The following is a 16587-nucleotide window of genomic DNA, read 5'->3' on the forward strand; positions in this document are numbered from 1 at the left end:
ACGCCGACCGCGTCGTCTTCCTCGCCGACGGCCGCACCGTCGACGAACTCCACCACCCCACCGCCGACACCGTCCTGGACCGGATGCGCCGCTTCGACGCCAAGGGCCGCACCAGCTGACCCCCGGCTGACCACCGGCACCCGTCCATCCCCATCCACCGACCCCAGGACACGGCAACCACCATGTACCGCACCGCACTGCGCAACGTGCTGGCCCACAAGGGCCGACTGCTGATGACCGCCCTCGCCATCATGCTCGGCACCGCCTTCGTCGCCGGCACCATGGTCTTCTCCGACACGCTCGGGCAGGCCATGAAGAACAGCTACGCCAAGAGCTACTCCGACGTGTCGGTGCTGGTGACCGACCGGACCACGGGCGGCCCGGTCCGCGGTGAGCGTGCCGCGGCGCCGCTCACCGACGCGACGGTGCAGGAGCTCGGCGCCCTGCCGGGCGTCGGGCAGGCCCGCGGCGTGGTGTCCGGGTTCACCGGGGTCGCGGACCGCAAGGGCGACCTGATCGGTCAGGCATGGTCGGCCCAGGGCGCCAACTTCGTGCCCGGCCCCTCGGGTCAGGACTCCCGCTACCCGATGGCCGAGGGCCGCGGACCGAAGGCGGCCGGGGAGATCGCGCTGGACCGGGGCACGGCCGAGGGGGCCGGCTTCAAGGTGGGCGACCGGGTCCGGATCGCCGGCAACGGCCCGGCCTCCACCGCCACCCTGACCGGGATCTTCACCACCGACGACCCGACGGTCACCTCCGGCGGCACGCTGACCCTGATGGACACCGCCACCGCCCGGCAACTGCTGGCGATGCCCGGCCGCTACAGCAGCGTGGTGCTGACCGCGCGCACCGGCACCGCGGAGTCCGTGCTGGCCGCCGCCGTCCGGGCGAAGCTGCCCCAGGAGGGCGGGTACGCGGTGGAGACCGGGCGGGAGCTGACCGACCGCCAGACCGAGACGATCGCCGAGTCGACCTCCGCGATGAAGAGCATGCTGCTGGTCTTCGCCGCCATCTCGCTCTTCGTCGGAATCTTCATCATCGCCAACACCTTCAGCATGCTGATCGCCCAGCGGGTCAAGGAGCTGGCGCTGCTGCGCGCGGTCGGCGCCGCCCGCGGCCAGGTCACCGGCTCGGTCCTGGCCGAGGCGCTGCTGATCGGCGCCGCCGCCTCGGCGGCCGGCCTGCTGGCGGGCATCGGCATCGGCGCCGGGATGCAGGCGCTGATCTCCTCGTTCAGCCCGGGCATGCCCACCGGTCCGCTGGTGATCGCGCCGGCCACGGTGGTGACCGCCCTGACGGTCGGGGTGCTGGTCACCGTGGTCTCCGCGGTGCTGCCCGCGATCCGGGCCTCGCGGATCCCGCCGGTCGCCGCGATGAGCAGCGGTGAGCTGCCCACCACCCAGAAGGGCCTGATCGTCCGCAACACGATCGGCTCGCTGGTGACCGCGGGCGGCCTGGCCCTGATCCTGGCCGGTGCGAACGCGTCCGGGTCCTCGGGCCGCGCCATGATCGAGGCCGGCGCGCCGGTGACGCTGATCGGCGTCTTCGTCCTGCTGCCGCTGCTGTCCCGCCCGGTGATCGCGGCGGCCGGTCCGCTGCTGGCCCGGCTGGCCGGCACCCCCGGCCGGCTGGCCCGGCGCAACGCGGTCCGCAACCCGCGCCGTACCGCCGCCACCGCCGCGGCCCTCACCATCGGCCTCACCCTGGTCAGCACCATGACCGTGCTCGGCGCCTCGGTGACCGACGCGGTCGCCAGGACCGTCACCGGCACCATGAAGGCCGACTTCAGCGTGGCCATGGCGGCCGGCGGCAACCTCTCCCCCGAGACCGTGGCGGCGGTCGCCGCGGCCCCCGGGGTGACGGCCGTCAGCCCGGTCACCGACGCCTTCTGGTCCGTCGGCGGCGAGGACCGACCGGTCAACGGCCTCGACCCCGCCACCTTCGGCAAGCTGGTCGCGCCGGAGCTGGTGAGCGGCTCGGCGGACGCCCTGGCGCAGGGCCGGATCCTGATCGACAGCAAGGTGGCCGCGAGCACCGGCGCGACGGTCGGCTCGACCCTCGCGGTCGGCTACGGGGACGGCGCGAGCGGCACCGTGACGGTCGGCGGGGTGTTCCGCCCCAGCGAGGTGCTGGCGCCGGTGGTGGTGGCCGGCACCGCGGTCGCCGAGCACTCCGGGCAGCCGTACATCCGGGAGATCCTGGTCAAGGGCGCGGACGGTCCGACCGCCGCGCTGCGGCAGTCGGTCAAGGACGCCACCGGCAGCAACCCGGTGATCGAGGTCCGCAGCAAGCAGGACATGCAGGACGAGTTCAGCCGGATCATCACCTTCGCGCTGAACATGATGTACGGCCTGCTGGCGATGTCGGTGCTGGTCGCGGTGCTGGGCGTGGTCAACACCCTGGCGATGTCGGTGTTCGAGCGCAAGCGGGAGATCGGCATGCTGCGGGCGATCGGGCTGGACCGGCGCGGGATCAAGCGGATGGTCCGGCTGGAGTCGATGGTGATCTCGCTGTTCGGTGCGGTGATCGGGGTGCTGCTCGGCTGCTTCCTGGCCTGGGCCACCAACCGCACCCTGGCCGTCGACCTGCCCGGGCTGGTCACGGTGGTCCCGTACGGCACGCTGCTGCTGTTCCTGGCACTGGCCGGGCTGGTCGGCATGGTGGCCGCGATCTGGCCGGCCCGCCGGGCGGCGAAGCTGGACATCCTCGCCAGCATCAAGACCGACTGACCGACGCACAGCAGAAGGCCCCTGCCGGAGGGTTCGGCAGGGGCCTTTCACGCTGCTGACTGCTGTACTTCTGTACTCCGCCCGGTCGCACTGCCGGCTGAGCACCACGGAGGTCGTGGTCCGGCGACACTGCCGGGCGGAGAGCCTCCGACTCGTACCCGGGCATCCAGCGCCCGGATCTGGTCGCTTACTTGCTGGCCGCGAGCTCCTTCTCGGCCGGGGCGGCCTGGGCCACGACCTTGGGGGCCGGCGCGGTGGCCTCCTGGAACGCCACGAACGGCTTCTCCATCTCGGCCAGGCCGACGGTCTCCCGCTTGAGGAACATCGCCAGCGTCCAGTCGGTGAAGACCCGGATCTTGCGGTTCATGGTCGGCACCCGGCTGCCGTGGTACAGGCGGTGGAACCACCAGGCCGGACGGCCCTTCAGCTTGTACTTGCCGAAGAGGATCGCCACGCCCTTGTGCAGGCCGAGACCGGCGACCGCACCGAGGTTCTTGTGCTTGTACTCGGCCTGCGGGAAGCCGCGCATGCCCGAGATGACGTTGTCACCGAGCACGATGGCCTGCCGGACGGCGTGCTGGGCGTTCGGCGGGCACCAGGCGCCCTCGCCGACGGCGAGGTCCGGCACCTGGGCGTTGTCGCCGGCCGACCAGACGTAGTCGAAGCCCTTGACCTGGAGGGTCGGGGCGGTGTCGACGTGGCCGCGCGGGCCCAGCGGCAGGCCGAAGTTGGCCAGCACCGGGTTCGGCTTCACGCCGGCCGTCCACACGATGGTGGAGGCGTCCGCCTCGACGCCGTTCTTCAGCACCACGTGCTGGTCGACGCAGGAGTCCATCGAGGTCTCGATGTAGATCTCGATGTTGCGCTCTTCGAGCTTCTCCTTGGTCCACAGACCGAGGTCCGGGCCCATCTCGGGGAGGATCCGGTTGGCCGCCTCGACGAGGATGAAACGCATGTCCTCGCGGCTGACGGTCTTGTAGATCTTCGCCGCGTCGCGCGCCATGTCCTCGACCTCGGCGATGGTCTCGACGCCGGCGAAGCCACCGCCGATCACCACGAAGGTCAGGGCCTTGCGGCGGACCGCCTCGTCCGTGGTGGACTCGGCCTTGTCCAGCTGCGCCATGACGTGGTTGCGGAGGCTGATCGCCTCCTCGACCGTCTTCATGCCGATGCCGTGCTCGGCGAGCCCGGGGATCGGGAAGGTGCGCGAGACCGAGCCGGTCGCGACGACCAGGTACTCGAAGGGCAGCTCGTAGGAGTCGCCGGCCGCGGGCTGGATGGTGGCGACCTTGCGGGCGTGGTCCACACCGGTGACCGCACCGGTGAGCACCTCCGCCTTCTTCAGGGCGCTGCGCAGCGGGGCGACGAGGTTGCGAGGCGCGACGTTGCCGCCGGCCGCCTCGGGAAGGAAGGGCAGGTACGTCATGTACGGCCGCGGGTCGACGACCGTGACGGTCGCTTCGCCGTAACGCATCTTCTTGAGGATGCGCATCGCGGCATACAGGCCGACGTAACCACCGCCGACAATGAGGATGCGAGGACGCTCCGTGGTGCTCATATCCGAAAGTATCCACCCCCGCCCCGAGCGCCCTTCGTGAGGCCCGTCACAACCCTCTGGACACCCTCTGCTACACTGCGCGGCCACAATCCGGGGGTCGGACCGGGCGCCCGTCGGCCCCGGCGGCACCCCGCCCGGGCCCGGGCCGAGAGTGCCCCGCTGAGCAGCAACGATCCCGGTACGCCCGAGGTTCCCGGGCTTCATTTCGATTCCATCGGCGATCCCGAGGCCTCGCCTGGGATCCACGGGGAGATCCGGCCGGACGGCCTTCGGTCCCGCATATCGGACAGAGCGGACGGGCGGGTGCATCGAAAGGGCGGATCGCCATGTGAAGAAATTCACGAACTTTCTCGCGACGCGCCGCCCACGACCCGGCCCCGGGACGGTCGAGGCCGTTCCGGGGCCGGTCGGGTAAGGGGTACGGCAGGTCAGGAGGCCGTACGCGGAGGGCGGTGCTCAGGGAGCGATGCTCCAGGCGATGCCGTCCAGGATGTCGTGCTCGCTGACCACCAGCTCGGCGGCGCCGGTCCGCTCCATGACCTCCAGCAGCACCAGCGCACCGGCCGCGATCACGTCGACCCGGCCCGGGTGCATCACCGGGATCGCCGCGCGCTCGGCGTGGGTGGCGCCGAGCAGCCGGGCCGAGACCTCCCGGACCTGCTCCAGGCCCAGCCGGCTGTGGTGGATCCGCTCCGAGTCGTAGGCGGGCAGGCCCAGCACGATCCCGGCCACCGTGGTGACGGTGCCGGCCACCCCGACCAGGGTCGCGGCGGCGTCCAGCGGGACCGTCTCGGCGGCCAGGTCCAGCGCGGCCCTGATGTCGACCCGGGCCCGGTCGATCTGGTCCGGGGTCGGGATCTCGCTCCCGCCGAAGTGCCGCTCGGTCATCCGCACGCAGCCGATGTTCACCGAACGGGCCGCCTGGACCTCCGCGGCGCCGAGCACGAACTCGGTGGAGCCGCCGCCCAGGTCGAACACCAGGTAGGGGGTGGGCAGGTCGGTGCCGGTGAGCTCCTTGGTGGCACCGAGGAAGGACAGGTGGGCCTCCTCCTCGCCGGTGATCACCTCGGGTTCGACGCCGAGGATCTCCTTGACCCCCGCGGTGAAGTCCCCGGCGTTCGCGGCGTCCCGGGAGGCGCTGGTGGCGGTCAGCCGGATCCGCTCGGGGCCGACACCGTGCGCCGCGATCAGGCCGGCGTACTCGCGGCAGGCCGCGAAGGTCCGCTCCAGCGCCTCGGGCGCCAGCCGGCCGGTGCGGTCGACGTCCTGGCCGAGCCGGTTGATCACCATCCGGCGGTCCAGGTCGGTGATCTCCCCGGTGGCCGGGTCGAGGTCGGCGATCAGCAGCCGGATGGAGTTGGTGCCGCAGTCGATCGCGGCGACCCTGGTGACGGTCACTGGCCCTCTTCCTCCGCCTGCGCCCGCTTGGCGGCCCGCTCGGCGGTCTTCTGCTCCTTGGCGGCGATCACGGCCGCGTGGTCCTCGGCGGCGGCCCGCTGCTCGGCGACCCGGGCGGCGCTGGCCTCGACCTCGGCCGGGGAGACGCACGGGCCCTTGGCCCACCAGTCCTCCAGCATCCCGATCGCCTCGTCGCCCAGCGGGTTGACGCCCGGACCCGCCGCCAGCGCGTGGCCGACCAGCACGTGCAGGCACTTCACCCGGTCCGGCATGCCGCCCGCGCTCGGGAAGCCCTCCAGCACCTCGATCGCGTCCCGGCGGGCGATGTAGTCCTCGTGCGCCTTCTGGTAGGCGGCGGCCAGCTCCGGGTCCTCGGCCAGCCGGGCGCTCTGCTCCTTCATCACCCCGTCGGCCTCCAGGGTGCCGATCAGCGAGGCGGCCTTGGGGCAGGTCAGGTAGTACAGCGTGGGGAACGGCGTACCGTCCGGCAGCCGCGGCGCCGTCTCCACGACGTCCGGGTTGCCGCAGGGGCAGCGGTGGGCTACCCCGCGCAGGCCGCGCGGCACGCGGCCGAGCTGGGCGGCGATGGCGGCGACGTCGGAATCGGCAACGGGGGTGTGCTCAGTGGTCATCAGCGGTCTGTCTTCGTGAGGGGCGGGGGTTCGGGGGGTGTGCTTCGGTGCTCCGGGCCGGTGGCCGGGTCAGCGGCCGGGGGCCGGCCCGGGTGCGGCTCCCGGTCCGGGTGCGGCTTCGGCTCCGGTCCGGGGTGAGGCCGCGTCGGCCAGGTCGACCGACTCCCAGAATCCGGCGTACCACGGCTTGAGGGCCTTCGCCTGGGCGGCGGGCGCCGCACCGGCCTGCGCGGACTTGACCGCCGCCGAGGGCGACGGGTCCACCGACACGAACGGCGTCTCGCCGGGCACCGCGTAGTGCAGCCGCTCCCGGGCCTGGGCCTTCACGTACTCGGGGTCCTGCCAGCGGGCCCGGTCCCGGGTGAGCTGCTCGACCTGCTGTCTGACCTGTTCGGCCCGGGCCCGCTGCTCCGCGAGCTCGGACCGCTGCGCGATGAACTGGCGGGCCGGGTAGGCGAGTATCGCCACCAGCGAGCACAGGACGAGCACCAGGATCGTGGCCCGGCTGGTGAACCGCGGCCGCGCCGGGAGCCCCGGGATCCTCCACCTGGCCATCTGGTACCCCTCCCCGTGGTGTGCGGGGCCTGCGCGCCGGTGCCCCGGCCTCCACCCTACGGGGTGAGGACCGGGGCACCGGTACAGCGGGCGACCGTGTTCACGGCGGCTGTGCTCGTCACGCGTGACCCAGCACTCCGCGGAGCGGCTGAGCCTGCTACTCCGCGGAGCGGCTGTGCTTGCTACTCCGCGGAGCGGCTGAGCCTGCTACTCCGCGGAGCGGCTGTGCTTGCTACTCCGCGGAGCGGCTGTGCTGATTACTCCGCAGAGCGGAAGCGGGGGAACGCGCCGCGGCCCGCGTACTCGGCGGCGTCGTCGAGGATCTCCTCGATGCGCAGCAGCTGGTTGTACTTGGCGACGCGCTCGGAGCGGGCCGGGGCGCCGGTCTTGATCTGGCCGCAGTTGGTGGCGACGGCGAGGTCGGCGATGGTGACGTCCTCGGTCTCGCCGGAGCGGTGCGACATCATGCAGCGGTAGCCGTTGCGCTGGGCCAGCTCGACGGCGTCCAGGGTCTCGGTGAGCGAGCCGATCTGGTTGACCTTCACCAGCAGCGCGTTGGCGGTGCCGGTCTCGATGCCGCGGCGCAGGCGCTCCGGGTTGGTGACGAACAGGTCGTCACCGACCAGCTGGACCTTGTCGCCCAGCTTCTCGGTCATGGCCTTCCAGCCGTCCCAGTCCGACTCGTCCAGCGGGTCCTCGATGGAGACCAGCGGGTACGCGGCGACCAGCTCGGCGTAGTAGTCGATGAGCTCGGCGGAGGAGATCGCCTTGCCCTCGAAGGTGTACGCGCCGTCGTTGTGGAACTCGGAGGAGGCGACGTCCAGGGCGAGCGCGACGTCCTTGCCCGGGGTGTAGCCGGCCTTCTTGATGGCCTCGACGATGAGGTCGAGCGCCTCGCGGTTGGAGTCCAGGTTCGGCGCGAAGCCGCCCTCGTCGCCGAGGCCGGTGGACAGGCCGCGCTCCTTCAGCACGCCCTTGAGGGTGTGGTAGACCTCGACGCCCCAGCGGACGGCCTCGGAGAAGGACTCCGCGCCGATCGGGGCGATCATGAACTCCTGGATGTCGACGTTGGAGTCCGCGTGCGACCCGCCGTTGAGGATGTTCATCATCGGAACGGGCAGCACGTGCGCGTTCGGACCGCCGAGGTAGCGGAACAGCGGCAGGTCGGAGGCCTCGGAGGCGGCGTGCGCCACGGCGAGGGAGACGCCGAGGATCGCGTTGGCGCCGAGCGAGGACTTGTCCGGGGTGGCGTCCAGGTCGAGCATGGCCTGGTCGATCAGGCGCTGCTCGGTGGCGTCGTAGCCGACCAGCTCCGGGCCGATCTGCTCGATGACGGCCAGGACGGCCTTCTCGACGCCCTTGCCGAAGTAGCGGTTCTTGTCGCCGTCCCGCAGCTCCAGCGCCTCGAAGGCACCGGTGGAGGCGCCGGACGGAACGGCGGCGCGGCCCGTGCTCCCGTCGTCGAGCCCGACCTCGACCTCGACCGTGGGGTTGCCGCGCGAGTCGAGAATCTCACGGGCTACGACGACATCAATGGACGGCACGAGGCATCTCCTTGCGGAAGCGGGATGTGTTGTCGTTACGACCAGAGCCTAACCGCACCCGGAGCCGGGGCCGCGCAGACCTCCGCACCGTCTCACCGTGTGGCCCGGCTACTCGCCGGTAGTTCACCTGAATGCCCGCAAACCAGGCCGTACCTGCCGATCCGTCGCCGGGACGGCCTGGCCGCGCCGGGCCCGGATCAGCCCAGTCGCAGGACCTGGCCGGGCTCGATCAGGTCCGGGTCGGCGCCGATCACGGCCCGGTTGGCGTGGTACAGCTGCTCCCAGCCGCCTGCCAGCCGCTGGGCCTCGGCGATGGCGGACAGGGTGTCACCGGGGCCGACGGTGTACTCGCCGCCCTGGCCGTCGGAGGTCTCGGCGGCCGGCTCGAAGGCGCGCTCGACCGGCGGGGCGGCGGCGCTGCGGGACGAGGGGTCGGCGTCCGCCTGCTGGTGCGGGCCGCCCTTGGCCAGTCCGGCCCGGCGGGAGCAGACCGGCCAGGCGCCGGGGCCCTGGGCGGCCAGCACCCGTTCGGCGACGGCGATCTGCTGGCTCTTGGTGGCCTGGTGGGCCTGGGCGGCGTACTTCGCGCCGCCGAACGAGCGCCAGGTGTCGGAGGTGAACTGCAGTCCGCCGTAGAAGCCGTTGCCGGTGTTGATGCTCCAGTTGCCGCCGCTCTCGCACTGGGCGACCTTCTCCCAGGTGGAGACGGGGGCGGCGGTCGCGCCATGGGCGGCGAGCAGCGGCAGTGCCAGGCCGGCCCCGGCCACGCCTGCTGCGGCGATGGCCTTCTCGGCCCGGTTCCAACGACGGTGACGGCCCGTACCGGTGAAGAGCATGGGGATTCCCTCTCCGCACGCCTGCGAGGTGAGCTGTCGGGTTCGGACCGGGAGGTGGTGGCCCGGCCGTCTCGGCGGGGCGGGAGCGAGTGCTCCTGCCCGCGTCGGCGGCTTCACCCCTAGCCGTCGGGGAGCGACGGCGCAAACCTGGGTCCCCCGCCCCTGTCCTGGGTCTGGTCGGCTTCCCGGAGCGCGGGGACAGGATTCGGCGTTCCGCGTCCGGGGCCCGCGACTGCGAGCTTCCCGGAGGTTAGGCAGACGTATGTGCCAATCACAAGCTCATATCGCCACCATCACGGAGAAATTATGAACCGTCAAAGATCGTCCACCAACCGTCCCTATATGTCCGAGTTGATGGTCATTCGGATCGCGGGAAAATCACCGCCCGACACGCGGACCGACACACCGTCAGGGGTGCGCCGAGAACGTCACCGGCAGCTCGCGCAGCCCCCGCATGATGAGTCCGCCGCGCCAGCGCAGGCTCTCCGGTTCGGCCGCCAGGGTGAGGTCGGGGAGCCTGGTCAGCAGGGTGGCGATGGCCAGCTGTCCTTCCAGCCGGGCCAGCGGCGCCCCGATGCAGTAGTGGATGCCGTGGCCGAAGCCCAGGTGGGGGTTGTCCTTGCGGGCCAGGTCCAGGGTGTTCTCGGCGGCGAAGCGGGCCGGGTCCCGGTCGGCGGCGGCCAGCACCACCAGCACCGGGTCGCCGACCGGGATGTCCACCCCGCCGATGGCCAGCGGCCGGGTCGCGAACCGCCAGGTGGCCAGCTCCACCGGTCCGTCGTAGCGGAGCAGTTCCTCCACCCCGGTGGCCAGCAGCTCCCGCTCGCCGCGCGCCACCGAGTCCTGCAGCAGGGTGCGCTGGGCGGGGTTGCGCAGCAGCGCGTACAGGCCGTTGCCGATCAGGTTGGCGGTGGTCTCGAAGCCGGCGAAGAGCAGGATGAAGGCCATCGCCGCGGCCTCGTTCTCGGTCAGGTGCTCGCCGTGGTCACTGGCCCTGATCAGCCCGGAGATCAGGTCGTCGCCGAGGTCGGCGCGCTTGCGGTGGATCAGTTCCAGCAGGTACGAGCGCATCTTCTTGACCGCCCGGGCCACTCCGCCGCGCGGGCCGCGGCCGTGCCGGATCATCATCCCGGCCCAGTCCCGGAAGTCGTCCTGGTCCTCGGGCGGGACGCCGAGCAGGTCGCAGATGGCGTAGATGGGGAGCGGGAAGGCGAACTCGTGGATCAGGTCGGCCGAGCCGCGGGCCGCGAAGTCGTCGATCAGCCGGTCGGTGAGGTGCTGCACCCGGGGCTCGAACTCGGCGACCCGGCGCGGGGTGAAGGCCTTGGAGACCAGGCGGCGCAGCCGGGTGTGGTCCGGCGGGTCGATGTTCAGCAGGTGGGTCATCAGGTCGGCCTGGCGCTCGCCCGGGATGCCGACCCGGCCGCTGCGGTGCGCCTGCCCGCTGTGGTGCGCCGGGTTCTTGGAGAGCCGGCTGTCCGCGAGCGCCTGCCGGGCGTCCGCGTAGCGCGTGACCAGCCAGGCGTCCACGCCGCTGGGGAGGGTGGTGCGGTGCACGGGGGCGTGCTCGCGCAGCCAGGCGTACGCGGGGTAGGGGTCGGCGGCGAACTCCCACGTGAAGAGCTCCGGCTGGGTGGACTCGACTGGTTCCGGCATGGCACGACCGTAACCTTTGCCTGCGCGGGCGTGAGTCTGGTCACCTGGCGGGTAATCCCTGTTGCGGAGGGTCGCCGCGTGTCTACGATCCTCCGACAGCCATGTGTGGGCCGCGGTGCGGTGCGGCCCGCGGCGGTTTCGCTCAAGGAGGAGCAGGCCATGCGAGTAGCCGGGGCAGTGGTGGTCATCGCGGTGCTCGGCGGAGGTTCGGGGGCGGGTCTCGCCCGCCGGTTCGCCGCCGCGGGTTCGGCCGGGCTGCTGATCGCGGATCTCCACCCCGGTGTCGCCGAGGACCTCGCCGCCGAGCTGGACCGGCCGGGCTGCCCGGTGGTCGGGGTGAGTGCGGACGTCCACCAGCCCAGCGACGTCGCCGCGCTGGTGGAGACCGCCCGCAAGCACCTGGGTCCGATCGACCTGTTCGCGGTGGCCGGACCGGACGGCGAGCGGATCGTGGCGCTCGCCGACCTGCCCGACCACCTCGACCCGCTGGCCGAGCTGCTCGCGCTGGTCGGCGAGGCGATCAGCGAGGTCGTGCCGGCCCAGCGTCGGGCGCCGGCTCCGACCGGGACTGCCGTGGCAGCGCCGGGGCGCTGAGCGGCAGGTACCGTTCGGGCTGCCCGGCCGGGTTCTCGCCCGGCTCCGGCCACAGCCGGACCAGCAGCACGTACAGCAGTGCCGCGGCGCCGAAGGAGACCGGCAGGCTGAGGTCGACGCCCGCGGTCAGGTCGGCCAGCGGGCCGACGTACAGCGGGTTGTTGACCCAGAGCACACCGAGCACCGCGCCGGTGAGGAAGGCCGCCGCCGCCCGGGGGTTGAGCCCCCGGGTGTACCAGTAGCGGCCCGCCGGCGCGTCGGCCGGGGCGAGCTCGGCCGGCCGGTAGCGGCCCCGGCGCAGCAGGTAGCCGGCCGTCAGCACGGCCGCCCACGGTGCCACCGCGGTGAGCAGCAGCGAGACGAACGCGGACATCGAGTCCATCGCGTCGTACACCACCGCACCGAGGTACAGGGCCAGGATCGAGGGCACCGCCACGGCGAGCGTGGCGGCGGCCCGTGAGGTCCGCCAGAACAGCGAGTTGACGGACAGCCCGGCCGCGTACAGGCACAGGCCGCCCTGCGGGAGGGTGCCGACCAGGCCGAACACCACGATCACCGGGACGCTCCAGCCCGGTACGGCGTCGGTCAGGCCCTGCAGCCAGAGCGGGTCGGTGGGGAAGAAGGTCGTCACGTACGCGCCGACCAGCAGGGCGGCGACGCAGGTGAGGAACATGCTGCCGCCGGCCCACCACAGCACCGGCCGGTCGCCGCGGCGCCCGGACATGTAGCGGCTGTAGTCGCCCTGGAAGGTGGCGTACGAGAGCGGTGCGGCCGCCGAGGAGGTGGCCGCCAGCAGCCAGGTGGTGTCCTGGCTGCCGAGGATCAGGTCGCCGCCGCCGTAGCCCGGGTCGAACCCGGGTGCCAGCACGACGACCAGGAACAGCAGCATCAGGCCGCCGAGCACCGCGGTGGCCTTGTAGGTGCGGACCAGGGCGTTGTGCCCGAGGGCGGCGACCAGGACCACCGCCACCGCGGCCGCGGGCATCGCCAGCGCCAGCGGGCCGCGCCCGACCGGGGTGCCGAGCAGTTCGTGGGCGGCGACCATGACGGCGGTGCCGCCGGTCCAGACCGAGATGGCGAAGAAGCCGATCGCCACCGCGATGGTGATCACGTTGCCCAGCGCCCGGCCGCGGACGCCGAAGTGCGCGCCGCTGGCCATCGGGTCGTTGAGGCCGGTCCGCAGGCCGAACCGGACCAGCGGGAGCACCATCAGGGTGCCGACCGCGACCCCGGCCAGGATCGCGGTGCAGGCGGCCCACCAGCCCAGGCCGTAGCTGACCGGCAGCGCGCCGAGCACGACGGTGCCGAAGCAGAACTGGGCGGAGGACCAGATCCAGCCGAACTCGCCGGGCCCGGAGGTCCGTTCGGACTCGGGTATGGCGTCGATGCCGTGCTGCTCGACCTGGGGGCCGCGGGTGGCGGCCCCCAGGTCGGACAGTTCACGGCGGTCCGCCGTCACCTCGCCCCGCCGGCCAGCGCGGCGGCCTCGTCGGTGCCGTCCGAGCCGTCCGCGACCACCGCGACCACCCTGAGCGGGTCGCAGGCCGGTCCGGCGGTGCGCCGGCCCGAGTCGAGGTCGAAGGTCGAGCTGTGCAGCGGGCAGCGGATGCGCAGGTTGCGCTCGTCCACGTAGCCGAACAGCAGCCGGCCCTTGCGGTGCGGGCAGGAGGCCTGGACCAGGACCCGGCGGCCGGACAGCTCCACCAGGACCAGTTCCTCGGTGACCTGCCGGATCCGGGTGGGGGTGTCGGTGCTCATCGCACCGCCCCCGCCCGGGCCAGCGTGATCGCGGCCTCGTTGGCCTCGGCGACGATCGCGCTGGTGAGCGTGACGCCGGCCCAGACCTTGGCGAGGTCGGCACCGGCCTCCTCGTCGTAGGCCTTGATCGCGCCGCGCATCTGGCGGCTGTGGTACTGGTCGATGTACAGGTGCTCGGTGAAGTACTGGTGGTGCTCGATGCCGAGCCGCTTGGCCGCCTGGGCGAAGCCCTGGAAGCCGTACAGCACGCTGGCCTCGAAGTAGGCGTAGGCGCCGAGGAAGTACTCCGGCGACTCGGCCCGTGCGGCCAGCCAGTGGAAGAGGTTGACGTAGGCGAGGCCGGCGGCTCCGGTCCCGTCGATGTAGTCGTCCAGGTCCAGGGACATCCCGAGCTCGGTGAGCAGGTCCCGGTACAGCTGGGAGTGGGCCTGGTCCTCGTTGCCGCAGCCGAGTTCGTCGATCAGCACCCGGAAGACGGCCATCCCCGCGCGGTACGGCAGCCGGGGCACCACCGGCAGCAGCGGCTGGGACTCGATCAGGCCGTCGACCGCGAACTGCCCGACCACCGCCTTGAACTCCTCCAGGGTGGCGGACAGCGCCAGGTAGTCCTGGCTGGCCGGGATGTCCGCCTGCTCGGCCGCGTGCAGTTCGCCGAGCGCCTTGACCAGGTCCGCCAGTGACCCGAACTCCGGCGCCGCGGCGACGTGTTCGGCGGCCAGCCGGCCGATCCAGGCGTCCTCGGCGGCCCGCATCCAGCCGTACTCCTCGGCGCTGGGCAGCCGGCGGTTGAGCCGGAACAGCCTGCGCTGGTCCCGGAGTCCGGCGTCGGCCTCGGTCTCCAGGGCGGCGGTCACCGCTCCGCCACCACGTCCGGGAAGGCGATGACCTCGCGGCGGTGCAGCTCCTCCTTGACGTAGCGGTACCAGTCGTCGCGGAAGATGCCGTAGCGCTCGCAGGCCTCGTCGACCTTCTTCTGCACGTCCGGCGCGGGGTCGACCAGGACCGCGTTGCACAGCGCGGGGTCCAGGTTGGCCAGCGGGCCGACCATGCCGGCGATGCCGGGGACGTCGGAGAGCAGGTTCTCCCAGCCCTCGAAGACCGGGATGGAGAGCGCGGCGGCCGCCTGCCGGGTGTACTCGGCGGAGCCGCTGGACTCCTTGATCCCGACGATGCCCGGGAGTTCGCAGATCCGCAGCAGGGTGGCCAGCTCGATCTTGTTCCCGGAGACCGCCTCCTCGTTGTAGAGGAAGAGCGGGATGTCCACCGCCTCGCGGATCCGCCGGTAGTGGAGGTAGATCTCCTCCTGGGTGATGTCCGAGCGGAACGGGGTGGTCACCACCGCGGTGGCGGCCCCGAGGGCGAGGGCGACCTTCGCCCGCTCGATCACCGCGTCGGTGTCGGGCAGGTGGATGCCGGCCAGCACCGGCAGGCCGTCCGCGTACCGGACCGCGTAGCCGACCATGTCACGCCACTGGGTCTCGGTCAGCTTCCAGCCCTCGCCGGAGCTCAGGGCCGGCATCAGCCCGGTGACCTCCGCCCGGATCGAGGCGATCAGCCGGGCCACGCTCGCCTCGTGGACCCGGCCCTCCGCGTCCACCGGGGTGACCAGCGGTGCGATGGTTCCGGTGTACGTCATGACGTCTCCTGGGGTCCGAAGGACGCCACCCGCAGGGCGAGCGAGTCCTGGTAGAGCGGCTCCAGCAGGCCGGGGAAGACCGGCTCCACGGCCGGCAGGGGCAGGGCGGTGACGGGCAGCCCGGTCCGGGCGAGGAGCTCCGGATCGGCCGTGACCAGGGTGCCCCCGCGGTTGGCGACCTGGCCGACCAGCAGCCGCTTGGTGAGCGGCAGGCCGGTGAGTGCGGGGTCGGCCGCCGCGGCCGCGAGGTCCTCCTCCGAGTAGCCGATCCGGTCGATCCGCATGTCGGTGTGGAGGTTGTCCATGAACGGGTAGTAGGCGTCCTGGACCTGCCGGGAGTACTGCCAGACCAGGTTGTCGCACCAGCCGACCTGCTCCAGGTTCAGCACCACCCGGTCGCTGAGCCGGCCGGCGAAGAACGCCTTGAAGCTCCGGCGGACGGCCTCGTCGCTGCTGTGCATCGCCATGAAGGCGGTGCCGTCGATGAAGGTCTCAGCTCTGCTCATGACGCTTCAGCACCTCACGCAGCCGCTCCATCGCCGAGGCGAACACCTTGGGCTCCCGGGCCAGCGCCAGGCGGATGAAGCGCTCGCCGCGGCTGGGCTCGTTCCAGTAGAAGAAGGTGCCGGGCAGCACGTACACCTCGGAGTCGTACAGCTCGGCCTGCAGGGCCGAGGCGGTGAGGTGCTCGGGCTTGATCCGGAACCAGGCGACGCTGGTGTTGACCACCGGCGTCTGGTACTCCAGCACCGCGCCGTCCAGTGCCCACTCGGCGGCCCGGCGGTTCTGGGTGATGATCTCGCGGACCGACTCGAAGCCGTCCTCGATGGAGTCCTCGATGTACTGGGTCACCATGTTGAGGACGAACGGCGAGACGTTCAGCAGGACGCTGGTGTGCAGGTTGTAGACGTCCTCGTGGATGTTGCGGCTGGCGGTGATCATCGCGCACTTGGCGTCCTGGATCGGCCAGGTCTTGCCGGTGTCCTCGATCACCATGTAGGTGACGCCCGAGTCCTCCAGCAGCTGGTAGACGTCCACCCGCCCGATCTCCGGGTCGCACAGGGCGAACGAGGCGAAGCAGAAGTCGATCATCAGCAGCTTGTCGTGGTCGACGCAGTAGCGGATGACCTCGCGGAAGCCGTCCAGGCCCTGCGCGAGCAGGGTGAAGCCGGTCGGGTTGTTCGGGTCCACCAGGTAGATGGCATCGGTCTCGACATTGGCGACCAGGCCGTCGTAGATGCCGGCCGTCTCGGCCAGGGTCTGCTCGGGGAGCGGCTTCAACGGGACCTGCATGTTGCGCAGCAGGTCGGTGAGGTTGTCGAAGCAGGGCTCGATGAGCGAGACCGTCATCTCCCGGCGCTTCAGGTACATCGCCGCGACCATGGTCGCCACGCTGGCCGAGTAGGAGAGCAGGGTCCGGCCCATCGCACGGGCGGTGGGCTGGCGGTGCAGGCGGAAGAAGGCGTCGACGAACTGCGCCTCGAAGTAGGCCTGCTGGTTCTGCTCCGACTCGTACCAGAGCTCCGGCAGCCGGCCCACGATCTTGTCCTGGCTCGCCGACTGGCGCTGGTGGGTGTGCGCATCGGCCAGGTTGAACCTGGTCTTCAGCGCTTCGATCTCGTGCTGGGTCAGGTCCACGAAGGAGCTGACGTCGGAGGTGCTCGTATTCGACATAGCAATATCCCCCTTGC

General features: G+C 71.9%; 15 protein-coding genes, 1 pseudogene and 1 riboswitch. Of the genes and pseudogenes, 3 read left to right on the top strand and 13 right to left on the bottom strand.

All coding sequences use genetic code 11. From position 1 onward, the window contains the following. Positions 1-119 (top strand): annotated as a pseudogene (locus AC2TEW_RS10010) (ABC transporter ATP-binding protein); the annotation flags it as partial. A gap of 63 nt (positions 120-182) precedes the next feature. Beyond that, complete coding sequence (locus AC2TEW_RS10015; RefSeq protein ID WP_484623021.1) at positions 183-2729, top strand: ABC transporter permease; 2547 nt, start codon at positions 183-185, stop codon at positions 2727-2729. 187 nt (positions 2730-2916) lie between these two features. On the opposite strand, the gene AC2TEW_RS10020 is transcribed toward AC2TEW_RS10015, so the two are convergent. The 7 genes from AC2TEW_RS10020 to AC2TEW_RS10050 form a co-directional block, all read right to left on the bottom strand. Continuing rightward, complete coding sequence (locus tag AC2TEW_RS10020; protein WP_484623022.1) at positions 2917-4287, bottom strand: NAD(P)/FAD-dependent oxidoreductase; 1371 nt, start codon at positions 4285-4287, stop codon at positions 2917-2919. A 456-nt stretch (positions 4288-4743) separates the two neighbouring features. Then, entirely contained in the window at positions 4744-5685 is a 942-nt protein-coding gene (locus AC2TEW_RS10025; RefSeq protein WP_484623023.1) for a Ppx/GppA phosphatase family protein, read from the bottom strand. Then, positions 5682-6317: a DUF501 domain-containing protein gene (locus AC2TEW_RS10030; RefSeq protein WP_484623024.1), complete on the bottom strand. Its 636-nt coding sequence runs from the start codon at positions 6315-6317 to the stop codon at positions 5682-5684. Before AC2TEW_RS10030 ends, AC2TEW_RS10025 begins: the two co-directional genes overlap by 4 nt. A gap of 69 nt (positions 6318-6386) precedes the next feature. Beyond that, entirely contained in the window at positions 6387-6872 is a 486-nt protein-coding gene (locus AC2TEW_RS10035; RefSeq protein WP_484623025.1) for an FtsB family cell division protein, read from the bottom strand. 257 nt (positions 6873-7129) lie between these two features. Then, entirely contained in the window at positions 7130-8416 is a 1287-nt protein-coding gene (gene eno / locus AC2TEW_RS10040; RefSeq protein WP_484623026.1) for a phosphopyruvate hydratase, read from the bottom strand. 197 nt (positions 8417-8613) lie between these two features. Beyond that, the gene (locus AC2TEW_RS10045) at positions 8614-9252 is read right to left on the bottom strand and encodes a transglycosylase family protein (protein ID WP_484623027.1); all 639 of its coding nucleotides are present in this window, start codon (positions 9250-9252) and stop codon (positions 8614-8616) included. Between the two features lie 4 nt (positions 9253-9256). Beyond that, positions 9257-9442, bottom strand: a riboswitch (cyclic di-AMP (ydaO/yuaA leader). A 218-nt stretch (positions 9443-9660) separates the two neighbouring features. Next, positions 9661-10908, bottom strand: coding sequence for a cytochrome P450 family protein (locus AC2TEW_RS10050; protein ID WP_484623028.1), 1248 nt, complete (start codon positions 10906-10908; stop codon positions 9661-9663). A 159-nt stretch (positions 10909-11067) separates the two neighbouring features. Between AC2TEW_RS10050 and AC2TEW_RS10055 the strand changes: the two genes are divergently transcribed. Further along, positions 11068-11502, top strand: coding sequence for an SDR family NAD(P)-dependent oxidoreductase (locus tag AC2TEW_RS10055; protein ID WP_484623029.1), 435 nt, complete (start codon positions 11068-11070; stop codon positions 11500-11502). Here the strand turns inward: AC2TEW_RS10055 and AC2TEW_RS10060 are convergent. The 6 genes from AC2TEW_RS10060 to AC2TEW_RS10085 are packed head-to-tail and all read right to left on the bottom strand — an operon-like array spanning position 11429 to position 16570. Beyond that, positions 11429-12961, bottom strand: a complete 1533-nt coding sequence (locus AC2TEW_RS10060; protein WP_484623030.1) for a purine-cytosine permease family protein — start codon at positions 12959-12961, stop codon at positions 11429-11431. The genes AC2TEW_RS10055 and AC2TEW_RS10060 overlap by 74 nt on opposite strands. Then, positions 12958-13260: a Rieske (2Fe-2S) protein gene (locus AC2TEW_RS10065; protein WP_051813851.1), complete on the bottom strand. Its 303-nt coding sequence runs from the start codon at positions 13258-13260 to the stop codon at positions 12958-12960. The genes AC2TEW_RS10060 and AC2TEW_RS10065 overlap by 4 nt, the downstream gene beginning before the upstream one ends. Beyond that, positions 13257-14114, bottom strand: a complete 858-nt coding sequence (locus AC2TEW_RS10070; RefSeq protein WP_484623031.1) for an iron-containing redox enzyme family protein — start codon at positions 14112-14114, stop codon at positions 13257-13259. The genes AC2TEW_RS10065 and AC2TEW_RS10070 overlap by 4 nt, the downstream gene beginning before the upstream one ends. After that, positions 14111-14896, bottom strand: coding sequence for a dihydrodipicolinate synthase family protein (locus AC2TEW_RS10075; protein WP_484623032.1), 786 nt, complete (start codon positions 14894-14896; stop codon positions 14111-14113). The genes AC2TEW_RS10070 and AC2TEW_RS10075 overlap by 4 nt, the downstream gene beginning before the upstream one ends. Next, positions 14893-15402, bottom strand: coding sequence for a DUF6190 family protein (locus tag AC2TEW_RS10080; protein WP_484623033.1), 510 nt, complete (start codon positions 15400-15402; stop codon positions 14893-14895). The genes AC2TEW_RS10075 and AC2TEW_RS10080 overlap by 4 nt, the downstream gene beginning before the upstream one ends. Further along, positions 15389-16570, bottom strand: a complete 1182-nt coding sequence (locus AC2TEW_RS10085; RefSeq protein WP_033823771.1) for an aminotransferase class I/II-fold pyridoxal phosphate-dependent enzyme — start codon at positions 16568-16570, stop codon at positions 15389-15391. Before AC2TEW_RS10085 ends, AC2TEW_RS10080 begins: the two co-directional genes overlap by 14 nt. Positions 16571-16587: the final 17 nt, after the last annotated feature.

This window comes from Kitasatospora sp. NEAU-CNBT7 (assembly GCF_057220535.1).

Bases quoted from the DNA above. Each gene is read 5' to 3' on its own strand.
- AC2TEW_RS10080 (WP_484623033.1), bottom strand. From the start codon at position 15,402: ATGAGCAGAGCTGAGACCTTCATCGACGGCACCGCCTTCATGGCGATG.
- AC2TEW_RS10045 (WP_484623027.1), bottom strand. From the start codon at position 9,252: ATGCTCTTCACCGGTACGGGCCGTCACCGTCGTTGGAACCGGGCCGAG.
- AC2TEW_RS10075 (WP_484623032.1), bottom strand. From the start codon at position 14,896: ATGACGTACACCGGAACCATCGCACCGCTGGTCACCCCGGTGGACGCG.
- AC2TEW_RS10015 (WP_484623021.1), top strand. From the start codon at position 183: ATGTACCGCACCGCACTGCGCAACGTGCTGGCCCACAAGGGCCGACTG.
- AC2TEW_RS10085 (WP_033823771.1), bottom strand. From the start codon at position 16,570: ATGTCGAATACGAGCACCTCCGACGTCAGCTCCTTCGTGGACCTGACC.
- AC2TEW_RS10050 (WP_484623028.1), bottom strand. From the start codon at position 10,908: ATGCCGGAACCAGTCGAGTCCACCCAGCCGGAGCTCTTCACGTGGGAG.
- AC2TEW_RS10055 (WP_484623029.1), top strand. From the start codon at position 11,068: ATGCGAGTAGCCGGGGCAGTGGTGGTCATCGCGGTGCTCGGCGGAGGT.
- AC2TEW_RS10020 (WP_484623022.1), bottom strand. From the start codon at position 4,287: ATGAGCACCACGGAGCGTCCTCGCATCCTCATTGTCGGCGGTGGTTAC.
- AC2TEW_RS10035 (WP_484623025.1), bottom strand. From the start codon at position 6,872: ATGGCCAGGTGGAGGATCCCGGGGCTCCCGGCGCGGCCGCGGTTCACC.
- AC2TEW_RS10030 (WP_484623024.1), bottom strand. From the start codon at position 6,317: ATGACCACTGAGCACACCCCCGTTGCCGATTCCGACGTCGCCGCCATC.
- AC2TEW_RS10065 (WP_051813851.1), bottom strand. From the start codon at position 13,260: ATGAGCACCGACACCCCCACCCGGATCCGGCAGGTCACCGAGGAACTG.